The organism is Mycobacterium gordonae, assembly GCF_001417955.2.
Taxonomy (GTDB): Bacteria; Actinomycetota; Actinomycetes; order Mycobacteriales; family Mycobacteriaceae; genus Mycobacterium; species Mycobacterium gordonae_B.
This window is the reverse complement of sequence record NZ_LKTM01000373.1, coordinates 1-16,806: the sequence shown is the minus strand read 5'-3', so window position 1 is coordinate 16,806 and position 16,806 is coordinate 1. Positions and strand designations below refer to the sequence as shown.

The following is a 16,806-nucleotide window of genomic DNA, read 5'->3' as shown; positions in this document are numbered from 1 at the left end:
GACGACATCCGGTCTGGCGAACCGATCTGTGCGCGCCCAATGAGTGTCGATGACCACGTCGGCTGCTTGTAACGCCTACGCCACCCGCCGACACCACTAGGCATCGACGCAGAAGTCGTCGCGAGGGAGGAACAGGCCAATGAGGCATATCGTGATCCATGGCGTCTCCATTACCGCCGGATTCCGGCCGGCGTACCGTCGTGTCTCCGACGTGCTGAACACCCTCGGCTGGTTGCCGAATCTGGTGCTGCGACTCACCATCGGCTTCATGTTCTTCAGCGGTGCCATCGGCAAGCTCGGCGATCTCACGACGTTCACGCAGATGTTCGCCAACTTGGGCATCCCCGCAGCGGGATTTCTCGCTCCCCTCACCGCGGTGGTGGAATTGGTTGGCGGTGCGGCATTGATGTTGGGCCTCGGCACCCGCGTCGTGTCACTGGTGCTGGCCGGGGACATGGTCGGCGCGTTGATCACGGACATCGGCCCGGACCTCGCGCACAAGCACCCGGGTTGGTGGGATTTCCTGAGCAACTTGTTTTATGCACCGGAGTGGCTCCTGGTGGGCCTGCTGACGTGGCTGACATGCGTTGGATCCGGCAAGGCCGGCCTGGACGAGCTGGTTAACCGATGCGCGCCGCGTACTGCGGACTGACCGCCGGTGTAGTTCGATCTGCGGCCCGGAGAACATGCTGCGCAGGCGACCGCGCCGGGCGCGATACGAAACCGGGGTGGCGCAACGGCCGCCGCTCGTCGCTCGCTTACCGTAGAGGTCATGGCCACCGATCCCGAACCCGCGCCGCCGCGCGCGACGGTGGCGACCACCGAGCGGGGCCAACGCACCCGGGCAGCCATCATCGACGTGGCGGCCACGCTCATGTACCAGAACGGCGTCTCCGGAACCTCTGTCGACGACATCCTGGCCGCGTCGGGCACCGGCAAATCGCAGCTCTACCACTACTTCAGCGACAAATCGGAATTGGTCGCGGCGGTGGTCGAACGCCAACTGGAGCGAGTGCTGGCAGCCCAACCGGGCCTAGCTCACGTCGACTCCATGAAGGGCATTGAGCGCTGGGCACGTGAGGTGGTCAGCCTGCACCGGCAACCCGGTGGCCCGTTCGCCTGTCCCCTCGGTTCGACCGCTGCGGAGTTGAAGAATGACCCGGCGTTTCGCCCAGCCCTAGCCGCGGCGTTCCGCCGGTGGGAGCAACCGCTCGCCGAGGGCCTACGCACGATGCGTGCTCGCGGCGAATTGGGCCGACGGGAGAACCCGGACCGGCTGGCAGCCAGCCTGATCGCCGCCCTGCAGGGCGGCATGTTACTGGCACGGATCAACGGGGACCTCACGACGCTGCGCGACACTTTGAACGCGGCGGTGGACAACATTCGCCGTCGCACCGTGCCGCCAAGCTGACCGCGGTTCATGCCGGACGACTCCGGCCGACAGCCGCCGCACGCTGACCTGCATTCCCAGCAGCAAACTGTACTTGACAGTACAATAACGTTCGGGCATGGTGATGATGCGCGTCATCTGAGCACCCATACGGACGGAGCAGCTTTGCAGATTCTTCGCACGCCTGACCAGTGTTTCGCTGACCTTCCGGACTATCCGTTCCAGCCCCACTACATCGATGTGGCCAGCGGCGATGGCAACACCATCCTGCGAGTGCACTACGTCGACGAGGGACCTGCCGACGCGCCGCCGGTACTGCTGCTGCACGGTGAGCCGTCGTGGTCATTCCTTTACCGCAAGATGATTCCGGTGATTACCAGCGCAGGTTTGCGCGCAGTGGCGATCGACTTGGTCGGCTTCGGCCGCAGCGACAAGCCGGCCAGTCGGGACGACTACACCTACCAGGCTCACGTCGACTGGACCCGCGCTGCCATCGAGGCGATCGGACTCACCGATATCACCCTGGTTTGCCAAGACTGGGGTGGGCTGATCGGGTTGCGCCTAGTGGGTGAAGATCCCGATCGCTTTGCCCGCGTCGTTGCCGCCAACACGTTCTTGCCTACGGGAGACCGACGTCTCGGCAAGGCTTTCCTTGCTTGGCAGAAATACAGTCAGGAGACGCCCAACTTCGACGTCGGCAAGATCGTCAGTGGCGGCTGCTCGACAGCGCTCACACACGACGAGATCGCCGCCTATGACGCCCCGTTTCCTGATGACACCTACAAGGCCGGCGCCCGGCAATTCCCGATGCTGGTGCCGACCAGCCCGGACGACGCTGCCGCCGCGGCGAATCGGGCAGCATGGGACGCGCTGGGACGCTACGACAAGCCGTTTCTGTGCGCATTCTCCGACCAAGATCCCATCACCGGTGGCGCCGACGGGGTGCTGCGTTCGTTGATTCCCGGTGCGCACGCCTACGAACCCGTCACGATAACCGGGGCTGGACACTTCCTCCAGGAGGACAACGGCCGTGAACTCGCCTCCGCGGTAGCCACTTTCATCGCTGCTACGTCGCGATGAAGCCCGACAGAAGCGAAATCCCTCGTGCGCGTACTGGGCGGTCGGTCATCTGGTGATGTATCGCAACGCAGGCGACGACGGGCAGCTGCAAACGCCAGACAAGCAGCGAGCTTCGCCGATCGCTGAACCGCAGAAAAGGCAGGGCTTGCCGGCAACGTTGTCGCGGCAGCTGGGAGTCGCGGAGTCGACCAATCGCGCGCAAATTGGTGTCTTCGCCGTATTCGCGGCTCATGCTCTGGTGTTTTCGTCGTGGGTGGCCCACATCTCTCACGTTAAAGGCGACTTGGGACTTTCCGACGGCGAGCTGGGCGATGCTCTGCTGGGTGCTCCTTTGGGTGCTTTGCTGGCGACGACGCTGTGCGTCTGGGTGTTGCCACGCTGGGGAAGTCACCGTCTGGTCCCGGTCACGGTGGCCGGCTACGCGGCGTCCGGGCCCCTTCTGGGTCTTGCCAGGTCCGAGATGGAGCTTTTTCTGGCGCTGACGTGTGTGGGTTTCTTTTTAGGCGGACTGGACGTCGCGATGAACGTTCAAGCCGCTGCGGTTGAGCGTCTCGCTGCGAGCCCGATCATGTGTCGCTTCCACGGGGTGCGCAGCGTCGCCGTGTTGCTGGGGTCTTTGATCGGCGCGGCCTGCGTGAGCGCGGACGTGGACCTGGCTGCCCAGCTGACCGTCATCGGCGCCATGGTCATTGTCGTAGTCCTGCCGCTTTCCCGCGGCTTGCCCAGCGACCCGGCACCCACCGCCGGTAAGCGAACCGAACGGCCTCCGCGGATCTGGAGAAGTCCGACCGTAATGATCTTGTCGGCCGTCGCGTTCGCGTCTTTTCTGTGTGAAGGATCCGCATCCGACTGGTCGGGCGAGTATCTTGGCCGCGTCGTCGGCGCGGCGCCTGCCGTGGCCGCGCTCAGCTACGTGCCATTCACTTTGGTGATGGCCGTGACGCGGTTGGGTGGCCGCCGGCTGTACAGGCGCATATCCATCCGCCGGCTGCTGCCGACATTGGCGCTGTTCGCCGCCGGGGGTCTGTGCGTAACACTGGTAACCGCCGATCTTACGGCGACTTTTGTGGGGTTTGCGGCTTTAGGCGCGGGAGTGGCGCTGCTGGTGCCCGCTGCGATGACGGCCGCATACTCCCCGAGCGACGCGGGAACCGCAATTGCCTTGGTCGCCGCCATCGGCTGGGTCGGCTATCTCATTGGTCCACCGTTGATCGGCCAACTGGCCCAGCGGGCCGGGCTGTCCGTGGCGCTGGTCACCGTCCCGGTCATGATGACGCTGGTTGCGATCGCGATCCGATTCACCGACGCTTTCGACGCGGCAGACGCATTCCCTGCGGACAACGTCAACCATGACGGCGAACGCCGGGGGCCGAATTGAGTCGAATATCTCGGAGCTTTCAGCGCAGCCTGGTGAGCCGCAACCAGGGTGCGCCCGAGCAACCGGACGCACTGCCGGTGGCGCACAGCGGTGGTTGGGACCTCGAGGGAAAGCCGCTATGACACATTCTGTTGCACCCCAGCTGGATCAGGACCGCCTGCCCGTTACCGAGCTGGCCGATTCGGCGGCGGCGGCGCACTACATCACTCGCGGGTGTTTCACCGATGGCCGGTCGGGGCGGGTCGGTCTGGAGGTCGAGGCGCACTGCTTCGACCCGGGTGCCCCCGCCCGCCGACCGGGCTGGGAAGAGATCACTGACGTTCTCGACGCGCTTCCCCCGCTACCGGGCGGCAGCGCGTTCAGCGTGGAACCTGGTGGCGCGGTCGAGCTGTCCGGGCCACCCGCCGAGGGCGTACTTCCTGCCGTAGGCGCGATGGCAACCGACCAGGCGGTGCTTCGATCGGCTTTCGGCAATGCCGGGCTGGGTCTGGTGTTGTTGGGCACCGACCCGCTACGCGAACCCGAGCGCGTCAATCCGGGCGCACGCTACCGCGCCATGGAACGATTCTTCGTCGCCGGCAATACCGCTGCCGCTGGTGCGGCGATGATGACATCGACGGCATCCATCCAAATCAACCTCGACGCGGGACCGCAGGCCAGGTGGGCGGCACGACTACGGCTGGCACACGCGTTGGGTCCGACGATGATCGCGATCACCGCCAACTCGCCGTTATTGCGCGGGAAGTTCTCCGGCTGGGTGTCGACCCGGCAACAGGTGTGGGGCCGCCTCGGCTCCGCACGTTGCGGACCCATCCAGCAGGCCGACTGCGAGGATCCGGCCAGCTCCTGGGCGCGCTACGCGCTCAATGCCCCGGTGATGCTGGTACACGCCCCCGACGCCGTCGCGGTGCGGCGGCGTGTATCTTTCGCCGATTGGGCCGACGGCCGGGTGCTGCTGGGCGGGCGTCGCCCCAACACCGCCGACCTCGACTACCACCTGACCACTCTGTTTCCGCCGGTGCGCCCCCGCGGCCGACTCGAGATCCGCTACCTCGACAGCGTTCCCGACGTGCTCTGGCCGGCCGTGGTGTTCACGCTGGTGACTCTGCTCGACGACCCGGTTGCCGCCGAGGCCGCGGCCGAGGCCGTCGAACCGGTCGCCGCGGGCTGGGAGACCGCCGCCCGGATCGGCCTAGCTGACCGGCGGCTGCGCGCGGCCGCCGAGCGGTGCGTGGCCATTGCCGCCGAACGAGTACCCGCTGAACTCGAAGATGCGATGAGCAGGTTGATCCGCAACGTCGAGCGCGGCCGTTGTCCGGCCCACGACCTGACCGACCGGGTGATGGAGCGTGGCATCACAGCCACGGTCGCTGAGCTGGCGCACGAAGGATGGTGACTCTCCAACCGCCGCGCCCCGTGGCACGGCCGGTCTGGTACCGGAAAGGACTGCTATGACGGTAACCCTGTCGAACCACCTGGCCGTGGACTCCGCCTACGAGGCACTGCGTCGCGATGTCTTCCGTGGACTACAAAAGACACCGAAAGAACTGCCGCCCAAGTGGTTTTACGATTCAGTAGGCAGCAGATTGTTTGATCGGATCACCCGGCTGCCCGAGTACTATCCGGCTCGCGCGGAGACACAGATCCTGTCGGCACGTTCCGCCGAGGTTGCCGGCGCTAGTGCCGCGGACTCCCTGGTCGAATTAGGGAGTGGTACCTCGACGAAAACCCGGCTATTGCTCGACGCGCTGCGCGATGCCGGCACGCTACGCCGGTACGTGCCGTTCGACGTCGACGCGAGCACGCTCTCGGCGTCAGTAGCTAAGATCCGCCACGACTATCCGAACATCGAGATCCATGCGGTCTGTGGTGATTTCGAGAAATACCTAAGCGAGATCCCCGTTAAAGGGCGGCGACTCTTCGTGTTCCTGGGCTCCACGATCGGCAATCTCGCCCCCGAGCCACGCGCCGAATTCCTCGCGGCACTGGCCGCCGCGATGCGATCGGGTGACAGCTTGCTGCTGGGCACCGACCTCGTGAAAGACCCAGGCCGGCTGGTGCGAGCGTACGACGATGCCGCCGGGGTGACCGCCCGGTTCAACCGCAATGTGCTCGCGGTGATCAATCGGGAGCTCGACGCCAATTTCGACCTCAGCGGCTACGCGCATGTCGCCCGGTGGAATGTCCGGGCCGAACGCATGGAGATGTGGCTGCGGGCTGTCGGCCCCCAGCGGGTACACGTCGGCGCCTTGGACCTGACGGTCGAGTTCACCGCCGGCGAGGAGATGCTCACCGAAGTTGCGTGCAAGTTCCGATCCGAAGCGGTGGTCGCCGAACTCGCCGCGGTCGGGCTGGAGCGCACCCGGTGGTGGACCGACGACGCCGGCGACTTCGGTCTCGCACTGGCAGTGCGGTAGACGCCAGGCAAGAAAAAGTCGAGAAACCGGATGATGATGAATTACCAAGGCATTACGCCGCTCTCGCGAGTCCGATCCCGGTCGCGTTCGGCGCTGGCCCCCTCCCGAGGACTGCCGTCCATTTCCGGAGGAACCACTTTTTCGGAGAGTCTTTGACGGCGTGGCCAGTTGTGGTTGTCGCGGCTGCGCCAGGTATCGGGACCTTCGGAAGTTGGCGCAACTACTCACTACGCGGGAGAAGACTCATCGGCGCGGCTTCGGAGGATTGCCGCCAACTCCCGTAGATCGCTGGCGACGATCTCCGGCTGCGGCAGGCCGGAGATCGGCAGCGGGGCGTTGCCGGCGTGGGTAATCAGCTCGCCGCCGAGCCCGACCGATTGCGCGCCGGTGGTGTCCCAGACGTGGGCGGCGACCATCATGCATTCCGCCGGCGCCACGCCAAGTTCGTCGCAAGCGCGCAGATACACGTCGGCGCGGGTTTGAACACTCGGTGTGAGGCGACGCTGAGCTGGCGCTCGAAACGGTGCCCCAGTCCGGCATGTTCCAGCGGGCTGGCACCGCCCGGATTGGGCGGTGAGTTTGTCAGCGTCACGAGGCGAAAACCGTTGTTACGTAGGACTGTCAATCCATCGGCGACGTCGGGATGTGCAGGAATGGTCAGCATCCCGTGGTCAAGTGTCCGTTCGTCCGCCTCGGCGATGTTGACGCCGTGGACGGAGGCGAGCATCTGCGGCACCCCCTGGCCCAGTGTGAAGAAGTCGACGTAGTGGTCCGAGAGCGTCGCCGTCATCGAGTAGGTGACCAGCTGACCGAACCACGCCCGCAAGCCTCGTCGATCGCCGAAGGGTCGCTCGAAAAACGGTGCGATGGAATCGATGTCGATCAAAGTCTCGTTGACATCGAACACGAGAACAGATGGAGCTGCGATCATCGTCACATCATCTACGGTGTGGTCGTCGATAAAGCCCCGCGTGGTCGGTGACGGGCCGGCACGGCAGAAAATCTTCACCGCAGGGGAATGTCGTGTCCTTGTCCGCGTTCATTGGCGGAACGGGGGCCATGGAAGCGGCGTTCGGCTTCGGCAATGGGGAGGTCTTTGATGCTCGCTTCTCGGCGGCGCATGAGTCCGTCGTCGTCGAATTCCCATAACTCGTTGCCGTAACTGCGGTACCACTGATGGCTGGCGTCGCGCCATTCATATTGGAAGCGCACGGCGATGCGGTTCCCGCGGAATCCCCACAGGCTTTTGCGCAGCACGTAGTCGAGTTCGTGTTCCCATTTTCTGGTGAGGAACTCGACGATTGCGGGGCGGCCGGATAGGAATTGGTCGCGGTTGCGCCATACGGAGTGTGGGGTGTAGGCCAGGCTGACGTGGCGGGGGTCGCGGGTATTCCAGGCGTCTTCGGCGGCCTGGACTTTCTGCAGTGCTGTGACGGTGTCGAACGGTGGGGAAGGGGGTCGTTGCTCAGGCACGTTGGCGTTGATCCTCGTTGGTGGTTGTTCGTGATCGTGGCGGGACCGACGACTCTTAGTTCTGGTGGTGGTTCAGGGCGACGACGGGCCAGTCGTTGTCGACATGAGCCAAGACGTTGAAGTAGTTGGTCAAAATGTTGAGCGCCAAGTTGGCGACGACTTCGCCGATCTCTTCCTCGGTAGCGCCGGCTTCGCGGGCAGCCTTGACTTCGGTTTCGTCAACGTCGCCGGCGTTGGCGGCGATGGTGTTGGACAGTTTGAGCAGCGCGGCCACGTGGGCGTCCTTCGAGTCACCCTCTCGCGCCTTGGCTAGCTCGTCGGAGTCCAGCTTGGCGATGTTGGCGCCGATGTAGGTGTGCGCGGACAGGCAGTACTCGCATCCGTTCAGTTCTGCGGTGGCGATCGCGAGCCGCTCGCGCACCGCTGGGCTCAACACGCCGCCGGCGACCGCGCCCGACAGCGCCAGGTAAGCCTGCAGCAGAGTAGGACTGCTGGCCATCACCTTGGTCATGTTGGGGGTCAGTCCCAGCGATTTGTGTACTTGGGCGAGCAGCTCGGCAGCCCGGCCGGTGGCGGCCTCGGGCTCGACGGGAACAAAGTTAGCCATTGCGGGTCTCTTTCTTTCCGCCATCACCTAATGGATGAATATGAGTTCTCTCCATTAGCAATCTACCACTGCCTTCTAACGGGTGCAAGGCTTTCTACCCGTGAGAATGTCGGTGTGTGACGACGGGAACACCCGCGTGGCTCCCGCCCGCCGAGCCGGCGCCGGTTCGCCTGACGTCCACCATCTGGGCCGGCCCAGCCGCAGTCAACATGCGAGCCGGTGACGCCCCCGGATGTGTGCTTTACGAACACATTTGTGACCGGTGTGACGCTCAAAGTCGATGGCGGCCAGCATCTGACTTAATCCACCAACGACGATCGGGCCGCCGACGACGACGGGTCAGATTCGCCGGTTCGTCTCAGCTGCGGACGTTCGGTGGCGCCGTACTTTGGCGCGGTTGCCGCAGATTGCCATGGAACACCAGCGTCGGCGGTGGGCTTTGGTGCGGTCGTAGAAAATGACGGTGCAGCCAGGGCATTGCCGGATCAGGGTCGGGTCGCCCTCGACGAGCAGGTGCGCCCAGGCTTGTGCGGATAGGACCAGAAGCTGTGTGGGCTGTTCCCAGTGCCGCCGCTCATGCAGCAAGAGAGTGTCATGGTCGGGGTTGAGCTGGGTGTAGCGCCGATCCTGCGCCAGCAGCGCATTCAGCTCGTCAATCACATCAACGGGGAACGGCACCGACTTTTCGCCTGCCCAGTCCAACAGAATCGGCCGCAGCTTCTCCCGAAGAGTACGGGCATCCCCAGCGGCGCCGTCGAGTTGACCAGCGCTGAACAGATCTTCGAGCACTGCGCGGTCGTCGTCGTCGATGAGTCCCGTGCGTGCGAGCCACCGTACATAATTCGCCCCGTCTCCGATCAATTCGATTGGCTCTGAACCTGGGGAAGGCGTGGCCCGGCTGTTCAGTAGTTCCAGGGCCGGGTCTCCCGCGAGGCCGACGATGACATCGAGCGGCTGCATCGGCCTCACCTTCCCGGGCGGATCACCGCCGCACTGGTAACCGCTCAACTACATGTTGACAGGTTAGCAAGCGCGGGTGTAACCTTTGAAACATCTTTTCAGAAGTTACACGGGTGGACTGGGAGCGAGGGTTGCGATGGGTGTCATTAAGCACAAGAAGATCGACGTCGATGGGAACGCCGGATCCGAACCGGTTGCGGCATCGGGCTCGGAATCCGAAGCAACGAGTGCGACCTACCGGGCGCCCTTGGAGATCGTCAAAGAACTCTACGCAAAATTGACCGCCGGCGATCCAAGCGGCGCGCTGGCCCTGATGTCTGACGACATCGAGTGGATCACCATGATGGACTACAAGGTCGCCGGCCGTGGCCCGCAGAAAGTCCTTGAGGGCATGCTGATGCCGGCAATGGAAGAGTGGGAGCCATACACGCTGACGCCGCACGAATTCATCTGTGACGGCGATAAAGTCGTATCGGTGGGGCGGTTCGAAGGAACGAACCGCGCGACCGGCAAGCACGTGGAGGTCGACTACTCTCACATCTGGGAAGTGAGAGGTCACAAGATAGTGCGACACCGTCAATTCATCGACACGGGCAAGATTGAGCCAGCGCGCCATCTCGGCTGAGGCCGCCGGGGGACACAGGGTGGTGACCCAAACCTGCGTCGTATGATGCCAATCCTCCTCACAGGTCCATGTTCTGGTGAATTTGACATCCCAACTGCGAGAGTCCGCTGATGCAAGAGTTTGATGACGAACTGTTCCGAACAGACACCAGGGCACTCAGGGTCGGCCCGTGCACGGGGACGGCTTGACCAGCTGGAAGAAGAACTCGACGAAATCGCCACGCGCACCGACAAACTGATGACCACCACCTTTGGAGCGGAATCCCGATGACAACCGAGCCAACCTTTGTCTTGGTCCACGCGGCGTGGGCCGACAGCTCCAGCTGGGCACCTGTCATCCATCGACTACAGCAGCGCGGCCACAACGTCATCGCCGCACCGCTACCGCTGACATCGTTCGACGACGACACCGCAGCGCTGAACCGAGTTCTCGAGCGTATCGAGGGACGCGTCGTTCTCGGCGGTCATGCTTACGCCGGCGCGGTCATCGGAGCGGCAAATACCGACTCGGTGACGGCTTTAGTCTATGTCGCCGCGATCGCACCCGACGAAGGTGAAACAGTCGCCAGTCTGTTTCACCGCGCCCCTGCGCATCGTCTCGCACCCGCCCTAGAACCGGATCGTCACGGCTTAATTTGGCTGCCGCACAGCGCTTTCGCAGCAGCATTCGCACAAAACGCAACCTCCGAACAACACGCCATGCTCGCCGCAGTCCAGCGCCCCCTCTCACCGACGTGCATCACCGCACCCGCCCCACGGCCCGCCTGGAAAGATCGCACAAGCTGGTTCCTCATCGCCGAAAACGACCGCATGATCGCCGCGGAAACCCAGCACTTCGTCGCCACACGGATGAACGCCACCATCCGTGTCACCGATGCCGACCACCTGCCAATGGTGACCCAACCCGACAGCGTCACCGAGATACTGCTCGCCGCGGCCACCGGTCCGACGGCTGCGTGATAGCGCCACCTGACCCGGCCTGTGCGCTCATCGTCGGTTCAACATGACTGACCAAATACACCCGACCCACCCGACGAGACGTCCACCGCGTAGTGAGTAATTCCGACGGCTGTCGGAGGTCCCGATATCCGGCGCAGCCTCGACGCCTACGATCCGCCACGCCGTCATCGACTCACCGGTCGGGTCAGTGACGCTACTGCGCGACGACGCCGACCGCAACACCACCGACGGGGTGCGTTGGTCAGAGCGGTGCTACCACAAGCGTTTCACTGTCGGCTCGAGAAACGCATGGCATGAGGTAGCTGTCGCGTTCGGCATCCTCAAGGTAGGCGTCGCGGTGGTCGACTCGGCCGGAGACAAGACGCAACTTACACGTGCCGCATGTGCCGCTTTCACATGATGATGCAACAGAGATCCCGGCCGACCGCAGAGCGTCCAGTAACGTCTGCGCGGGCGACACGTCGATAGTTTGATCGGTTGACTGCCAGCGTACTGAAAACGGTGAGCATGCCATGCCCAGGGCATTGACTCCCTGGAAGTTTTCAAAATGCACGCGGCTGGGGCGCCAGTGCATTGTTAGGGCGCGGACTTCGTCCATCAACGGCGTTGGTCCGCAGCAATAGAGGTGGGTTTCATCCGGTTGGGAAAGATATGGCCACAGGTCGAGTCGGCCCGCGCTGGTGCTATGGTGCAGCAGGACTTCCATCCCGGGCGACAGCTTAAGCATGTCATCAAGATATGCCGAATTAGCTCGACTCTTCGTCAGATAGATAAGCAGCCCCGATGCGTCGGTTGTCCTCGCAACCTCTAAAGCCATGGAGCGTATGGCCGTGATACCTATGCCTCCGGCGATGAAGAGATAGGCGCGTGAGGGCGCCAATTGGAATGTGTTTCGAGGCGGCGAAATGACCAGCCGGTCACCGCGTTTGGTCTGATCGATAAGATCGACTGATCCTCCCCGTCCGGTCGTGTCACGATATACCGTGATGGCATAGCGGTTATGACAACCTGGGGGGTCCGTCAGTGAGTAGCTGCGTACCGAACCGTTGGGTGTACGAACGGTGATATGTGCTCCCGCCGTGAAAGGTGGGAGAGCTTGCAGTCCCTCTGGTATGAGCTCGAAACGCCAAATCGATTCTGTCAACCGCGTCTTTGCCGCGATCACCACAGAGGTCTCGGATTGATTCATTAAGCTTCACCGTTGCCAGCGTAGGGATTGACCTTGACTGGGTCACCTTGCCGCATAGTCGCGCCGTTAATGACCTCAGCCCAAATCCCAAGGTTGGCATCACCGTAATGTTCTACGAGGAGCCTGGGCACCGCCAGATCGCGAACGGCGGTCGATGGATTGACTTCAGTCGCTGCGCACCGAGGAATGGCCGCTAGCCCGCGTAGCAAGACGTCACCGATAGAAAACTCTTTACCAACTAGCTCTGCTTCAGCAAAGGGTGGTGTGCCTTGGATATAGATGTTTGCCCGAAATCGGCGGTGGTCGATCACGCGTTCGCTCCTGCGTGAGAGGTCGCGGATCGAATCGAGGTTGATGATCGACACGGCGTTCATCAAGGTGTCCGATTTGATTGCCGCGTCGGTGAACCGACGCCCGGGTTCTCGCGCCAGGATCGGCTCTGCTTCATCTGGACAATCGAGTATTCGCGCGAAGAAGCGCTCGACCGCTCGTACACCCGCCCGCGTCGCCAGGTCTTCGTGTAAGACGACGTGCTGGCGTACCTTGACCTCCAAAACCCGGCTGTGAACATCGAGATTGGTTGTGATCCCGGCAAGTCGATCCTCTTTGAGCAGGACGAAGAAGTTGCTCTTGTGGATCGCTTTCCCATTGCCAGGACGGTATTCGCCGCCAGGTCGGGCCAACGCCCATTCGCGATCGTAGGGAAAACCGCGGCCGGTCTTCAACGCAACTGATGCCACGGTTTGAGGGGAGAGTCCTTTGATGGGGTAAGACGCGAGCTCATAGACAGTAGCCGCAGCCCCGTGGAATTCGGCGGTCATGATGCTGTGTCAAGGATGTGTTCCAGTTCCGGCGTGGGTGCCAGCAACCGGTGGATGGCTTTGGCGAGAACTTCGGGTTGGTCGTCGGAGATGAATGCACGTGTGTGCGGGATCAGCTCGACTCGCGCGCCGGTGAGCCGTTTTTGCAGTCGGCGGGCGTGCCGACGGAGGAATATGACGTTGCCCGACGCGCTCCAGGCGATGAGCGTTCGGCCCGTGAATCGGTGCAATTGCCGTACGGCGGCGATGGCGGCGCGGGGCCGCGCTACCACCACGATTTTCCTGTCCTGCAACGTGTTACTCATCGTCAGCTTCTCCTCGGGTCTGGATGCCGGAGCGGCTGGCGGGTATCGGGGCTCCCAGTCCGTTCAGCCGCCCGTGCCAGCTGCGGTGGTCAGGTGAAGGCCTTCCTCATTAGCTCGTGAATGTGCTCGGTGATGGTGTCGGCTTCTTCTTCGAGGGCGAAGTGGCCGGTGTCGAGCAGCACTACGGTCGCGTCGGGCACGTCGTTTTTATAGGCCTGGGCGCCGGCGGGGATGAAGAACGGGTCGTTTTGCCCCCAGATCGCAAGCAAGGCGGGTTGGCGTTCCCGCAGCCAGGCCTGCCAGTGGGGGTAGCGGGGCGGGTTGTTCTGGTAGTCCCACAGCAGGGCTTTCATGTAGTCGGCACGCCCGGGCAGGTCCAACACGCGCTGGTCGTCAAAGGCGTGTGCGGGGTCGATGTGCTCGGGATCGCGGGCACCGGCCTGCCATTGCATCTGGGTGCCGGGCAGGCTGACGAACTCGTCGACGGCGGGCTGGCCGGCGTCGCGGTCTTCCCACCAGTTGGCGAGCGCGGCGACGCCGGGTCCGAAGCCGTCGGTGTAGGCGTTGGCGTTTTGGGTGATGATCGCCGCCACCCGCTGGTCATGCTCGAGGGCGATGCGGAAGCCGACCGGGGCGCCGAAGTCGAACATGTAGATGGCGTAGTCCTTAATGGCGAGCGCGTCGATCGTCTTACCGGTGACCTCGGCGAGCCGGTCGAACGTGGGGGATTGGGGCAGCGGGTCTGACTGCCCGAAGCCGGGGTAGTCGATGGCCACGGTGTGCCATTGCTCGGCGAGTCGGTCGATCAGGCGGACGTAGGCGCGGGTACTCGACGGGTAGCCGGGCAGCAGCACCAGCGTCGGCCGGTCGCGGTCGCCGGCTTCGCGGACGAAGACATGCAGATGGTCGATGGTCAGGCTGTGGTGACGGATGGCGGGCATGAAAACGATACTCCTCAACGGTGGTTGCGGGTGGATGGGAACTGGGCGAGGTCAGCGGCGCGGCGACGGACGAAGACGAACAGAATCACGGCGATCGGCAATCCGACCAGCAGCGCGTGATCGACGAGGAAGGCCAGGTAGTAGCCACTTAAGAACGTTTCGCCGGCTGCGTGGCCTAACGGCAAGACCACGGTGTTCATGAACACCCAGATCGCTGCACCGTAGGCCGCTCCAATGGCGGTGGCTATCGGCAGGGTGTGCACCCGGGGTGCGATGACCAGCGCGTAGAAGAAAGTGAACACTGCCGCCAGCGCCAGGTGGATGGCGAACCCCAGCGCCGCGACGCCGATCCCGGCGCGGCCGGTGGTGAATGCGGACTCGCCGAGCAGGCCGCTGGCGATGTACTGCAACAGTGTCTCGAAGTTGAACCGGCGGGCGATCAGCACGTACGCGATGAACGCGAACGCGGCATCGCCGACCGCGGCGACCAGCGTGGCCGCCACGACGCCAGGCCAGGTCCACCCCCGAGCGCGGGTAACGAATGGTGGGTCGACGGTCATGACAGGACTCCTCAACGGTCGGTGATCAGCAGACCATGCTAATGCATAGCTCGAAGGGTAGCGCATTAGGTCATTGAAGGCAACCGTGGTCATCGGGCTCTCAACAGGTATTCCGCATGATCAGAGAGCAACGGTTGCGCGTCGCCACACGCTTAAAATGGCGACGTGAGGATCCAGACGGGACCGACATTGGAGGCGCTGCAACAGGCGGGCTTTCCGATGGGCGGCGAACCGTCGATATCGGTCGACCTCGCCGATACACTGGTCACGGTCACCCAACCGGCCACCGACTTGTTGTCCGATCCCGACCAGCTGCGCCGGTGGTGGCAGCTGCAGGAGTCGCGACTGCCTCCCGGTGCGCCTATCCCCGATCCCACCGCCACCCGCCGGCTACGCCACGCCGTTCGCGACGCGTTCGACGCCCACCTTGAGCACCGCGTGCCGCCAACCGAGTCGCTGGATGACATCAACGCCGCCGCCGCGGCGGCACCCGTTAGCACACGGTTGGACCTAATCGCCACCGAGCTGCAGCGCAGCGTGCGTTGGCATGTCGAATACGGCGGAAACCCCGCGCTCGCGGCCACCGCCACCGACGCCATAACCGTACTCACCGATCCCCGCTACCGCGACCAGTTGCGACGCTGCGCCAACCCGGATTGCTCCATGCTCTTTCTGGCCACCAATCCGCGCCGCAGCTGGTGCACCGCCAACATCTGCGGCAACCGGGCCCGCGTCGCTCGCCACTACCACCGCCGCACCCACACCACCGGCTAGCCCGGCGGTCTAACCTTCGTGGCGGAAGACCGCCAGTAAGAGGGTAGATTCTCAACTTGCGAGCAACCTCAGATCTCTGTGCCTTTTCAGGCCGTAAAAATCGACATAATGGCTGGTAAAAGTGTCGGCGAGGGTATGGGGTGTTGTTTGAGACATGTGAGGTGTCCCGCTTGAGTGGGTCGATTTCAGGGCTGGCGAGCGGGGCTGATGGACGTGAGCCAAGTGCTGGCTCTGCAAATCGGATCTCAGCGCGTTCCAGCCGAAGTGGCGGCTCCCGGTAGCCGTGCAGGGCAGCGAACAGGGCACTGAGGCGCCAGATGAACGCACACCAGATCGCGTAGTTATTCGTAGTATATTGTAGGTGTATGCTAGTTGACTGGAGCAAGCGGGCCGACTACATCGGGGAGCGGCACGGCATCTCTCCGGTCTGGGCGGACGCAGCGGTCAACGACCGTCACGCCGTCTGGCAAGCGCCCGACCCCGCGAGTCGGTCGGGCCTGTCGGTTCGGGTAATCGGCTATTCGCCGGCAGCGCGGGCGGTACTGACCGTGATCTTGATATCCGCCGATGCCGACCCTGATGAGCGCCCGGATGGCGATTGGTGGGGCAGCAATGCCTGGGTATCGAATCAACAGGATAAGAGCCTCTACAGTGAGGAGCAGCAAGAATGAGCAGGATTGATGATTTGCTCGCCGACGAAGGCGCACGCGCGGAGGCCTACTCGGGAGGCCCGGTGCCTGAGCATGTCACCGTAAGCCGTCCGAATCTTGGCCGCCAGACTGTGGTTTCGGTGCGCTTGGCTGCCGATGAGCATGAGCGGCTGAGCCAGGCTGCTCGTAAAGCGGGACTGTCACTGTCGACCCTTATCCGGGTATGGGTCGTTGATCGACTCCACGCCGAAGATCATGGGGATTCAGGAACCGTCGCCGAACGTCTGGCACGGCTCGAGCGCGAAGTATTCAGGCGCCCCGCGTAAACACCGCAGGGTGCAAGCCAAAGCCGGCAAGAGTGCGCCGTTAATCGCCATCGCTCTTCACGAGAAACGGCGCGTCTGTCCGGCGTAACCCTCGCGGCCGAGTACCGCCCCGATGGGGGTAGATTGCGGATTTGTCTCCAACATGAAGTGTTACTGCCGCACCCATCATTTGATGAAAACCTTCTGGGGCTGGACCGAGAAACAACTCGCCGACGGCACCCTGATCCTGATTAGCCCGGGCGGGGACACCCACGTCACCACCCCCGGGTCTGCGCTGTTGTTTCCCAGCCTGTGTCACGCGGTGGGCGGCATGCCCGCCCCCGAGGCCCAGACCCCACCGGCCGATTACTG

Annotated in this window: 19 protein-coding genes and 2 pseudogenes; 12 read left to right on the top strand and 9 right to left on the bottom strand. The window is 63.5% G+C overall.

Annotation, left to right across the window (positions count from 1 at the left end; translation table 11 throughout):
• The first annotated feature begins 139 nt into the window (after positions 1-139).
• The 6 genes from AO501_RS31780 (at position 140) to egtD (ending at position 6,265) form a co-directional block, all read left to right on the top strand.
• Positions 140-652: a DoxX family protein gene (locus tag AO501_RS31780; RefSeq protein ID WP_050019267.1), complete on the top strand. Its 513-nt coding sequence runs from the start codon at positions 140-142 to the stop codon at positions 650-652.
• A 120-nt stretch (positions 653-772) separates the two neighbouring features.
• Positions 773-1,411 carry a TetR/AcrR family transcriptional regulator gene (locus AO501_RS31775; protein WP_044544028.1) on the top strand — a complete coding sequence of 213 codons (639 nt, stop codon included), beginning with the start codon at positions 773-775 and terminating at the stop codon, positions 1,409-1,411.
• A gap of 144 nt (positions 1,412-1,555) precedes the next feature.
• Positions 1,556-2,470 (top strand): haloalkane dehalogenase, encoded by a 915-nt coding sequence (locus AO501_RS31770; RefSeq protein ID WP_044544029.1) that lies wholly within the window; start codon positions 1,556-1,558, stop codon positions 2,468-2,470.
• Between the two features lie 55 nt (positions 2,471-2,525).
• On the top strand, positions 2,526-3,848 hold the full coding sequence (locus tag AO501_RS31765) for an MFS transporter (RefSeq protein ID WP_109551471.1): 1,323 nt from the start codon (positions 2,526-2,528) through the stop codon (positions 3,846-3,848).
• Positions 3,849-3,966: 118 nt separating this feature from the next.
• Entirely contained in the window at positions 3,967-5,244 is a 1,278-nt protein-coding gene (gene egtA, locus AO501_RS31760; RefSeq protein ID WP_044544030.1) for an ergothioneine biosynthesis glutamate--cysteine ligase EgtA, read from the top strand.
• A gap of 55 nt (positions 5,245-5,299) precedes the next feature.
• A complete protein-coding gene (gene egtD, locus AO501_RS31755; RefSeq protein ID WP_044544031.1) occupies positions 5,300-6,265 on the top strand; it encodes an L-histidine N(alpha)-methyltransferase in 966 nt (321 codons plus the stop codon).
• Between the two features lie 227 nt (positions 6,266-6,492).
• Here egtD and AO501_RS31750 read toward each other — a convergent pair.
• From AO501_RS31750 to AO501_RS39860, 4 genes and pseudogenes are all read right to left on the bottom strand, one after another.
• Positions 6,493-7,193, bottom strand: a pseudogene (locus AO501_RS31750) (haloacid dehalogenase type II).
• Between the two features lie 77 nt (positions 7,194-7,270).
• A complete protein-coding gene (locus AO501_RS31745; RefSeq protein WP_044544032.1) occupies positions 7,271-7,738 on the bottom strand; it encodes a nuclear transport factor 2 family protein in 468 nt (155 codons plus the stop codon).
• Between the two features lie 55 nt (positions 7,739-7,793).
• Positions 7,794-8,345: a carboxymuconolactone decarboxylase family protein gene (locus AO501_RS31740; protein WP_044544033.1), complete on the bottom strand. Its 552-nt coding sequence runs from the start codon at positions 8,343-8,345 to the stop codon at positions 7,794-7,796.
• 339 nt (positions 8,346-8,684) lie between these two features.
• A complete protein-coding gene (locus AO501_RS39860) occupies positions 8,685-9,305 on the bottom strand; it encodes a CGNR zinc finger domain-containing protein (protein WP_055581549.1) in 621 nt (206 codons plus the stop codon).
• 136 nt (positions 9,306-9,441) lie between these two features.
• On the opposite strand from AO501_RS39860, the gene AO501_RS31730 reads away from it, so the two are divergent.
• Entirely contained in the window at positions 9,442-9,930 is a 489-nt protein-coding gene (locus AO501_RS31730; RefSeq protein WP_050019268.1) for a nuclear transport factor 2 family protein, read from the top strand.
• Between the two features lie 266 nt (positions 9,931-10,196).
• A complete protein-coding gene (locus AO501_RS31725) occupies positions 10,197-10,889 on the top strand; it encodes an alpha/beta fold hydrolase (protein ID WP_044544035.1) in 693 nt (230 codons plus the stop codon).
• Positions 10,890-11,130: 241 nt separating this feature from the next.
• Here the strand turns inward: AO501_RS31725 and AO501_RS36580 are convergent, their stop codons facing one another.
• The 5 genes from AO501_RS36580 to AO501_RS31700 form a co-directional block, all read right to left on the bottom strand.
• Complete coding sequence (locus AO501_RS36580) at positions 11,131-12,078, bottom strand: PDR/VanB family oxidoreductase (protein ID WP_078280935.1); 948 nt, start codon at positions 12,076-12,078, stop codon at positions 11,131-11,133.
• Positions 12,078-12,899, bottom strand: a complete 822-nt coding sequence (locus AO501_RS31715; RefSeq protein ID WP_063892969.1) for an MOSC domain-containing protein — start codon at positions 12,897-12,899, stop codon at positions 12,078-12,080. The genes AO501_RS36580 and AO501_RS31715 overlap by 1 nt, the downstream gene beginning before the upstream one ends.
• Positions 12,896-13,204 (bottom strand): hypothetical protein, encoded by a 309-nt coding sequence (locus tag AO501_RS31710; RefSeq protein WP_055581546.1) that lies wholly within the window; start codon positions 13,202-13,204, stop codon positions 12,896-12,898. The genes AO501_RS31715 and AO501_RS31710 overlap by 4 nt, the downstream gene beginning before the upstream one ends.
• An 89-nt stretch (positions 13,205-13,293) precedes the next feature.
• On the bottom strand, positions 13,294-14,145 hold the full coding sequence (locus tag AO501_RS31705) for an alpha/beta fold hydrolase (protein WP_044544037.1): 852 nt from the start codon (positions 14,143-14,145) through the stop codon (positions 13,294-13,296).
• Positions 14,146-14,159: 14 nt separating this feature from the next.
• Positions 14,160-14,705, bottom strand: a complete 546-nt coding sequence (locus AO501_RS31700; protein ID WP_133052531.1) for a hypothetical protein — start codon at positions 14,703-14,705, stop codon at positions 14,160-14,162.
• 165 nt (positions 14,706-14,870) lie between these two features.
• Here AO501_RS31700 and AO501_RS31695 point away from each other — a divergent pair, with 165 nt between their 5' ends.
• The 4 genes and pseudogenes from AO501_RS31695 to AO501_RS36570 all read left to right on the top strand — a co-directional run.
• Entirely contained in the window at positions 14,871-15,479 is a 609-nt protein-coding gene (locus AO501_RS31695; RefSeq protein WP_055581545.1) for a CGNR zinc finger domain-containing protein, read from the top strand.
• Between the two features lie 365 nt (positions 15,480-15,844).
• Entirely contained in the window at positions 15,845-16,150 is a 306-nt protein-coding gene (locus AO501_RS31690; RefSeq protein WP_055581544.1) for a hypothetical protein, read from the top strand.
• Complete coding sequence (locus AO501_RS36575; RefSeq protein ID WP_197419993.1) at positions 16,147-16,455, top strand: plasmid mobilization protein; 309 nt, start codon at positions 16,147-16,149, stop codon at positions 16,453-16,455. Before AO501_RS31690 ends, AO501_RS36575 begins: the two co-directional genes overlap by 4 nt.
• A gap of 136 nt (positions 16,456-16,591) precedes the next feature.
• A pseudogene (locus AO501_RS36570) lies at positions 16,592-16,806 on the top strand (hypothetical protein); the annotation flags it as partial.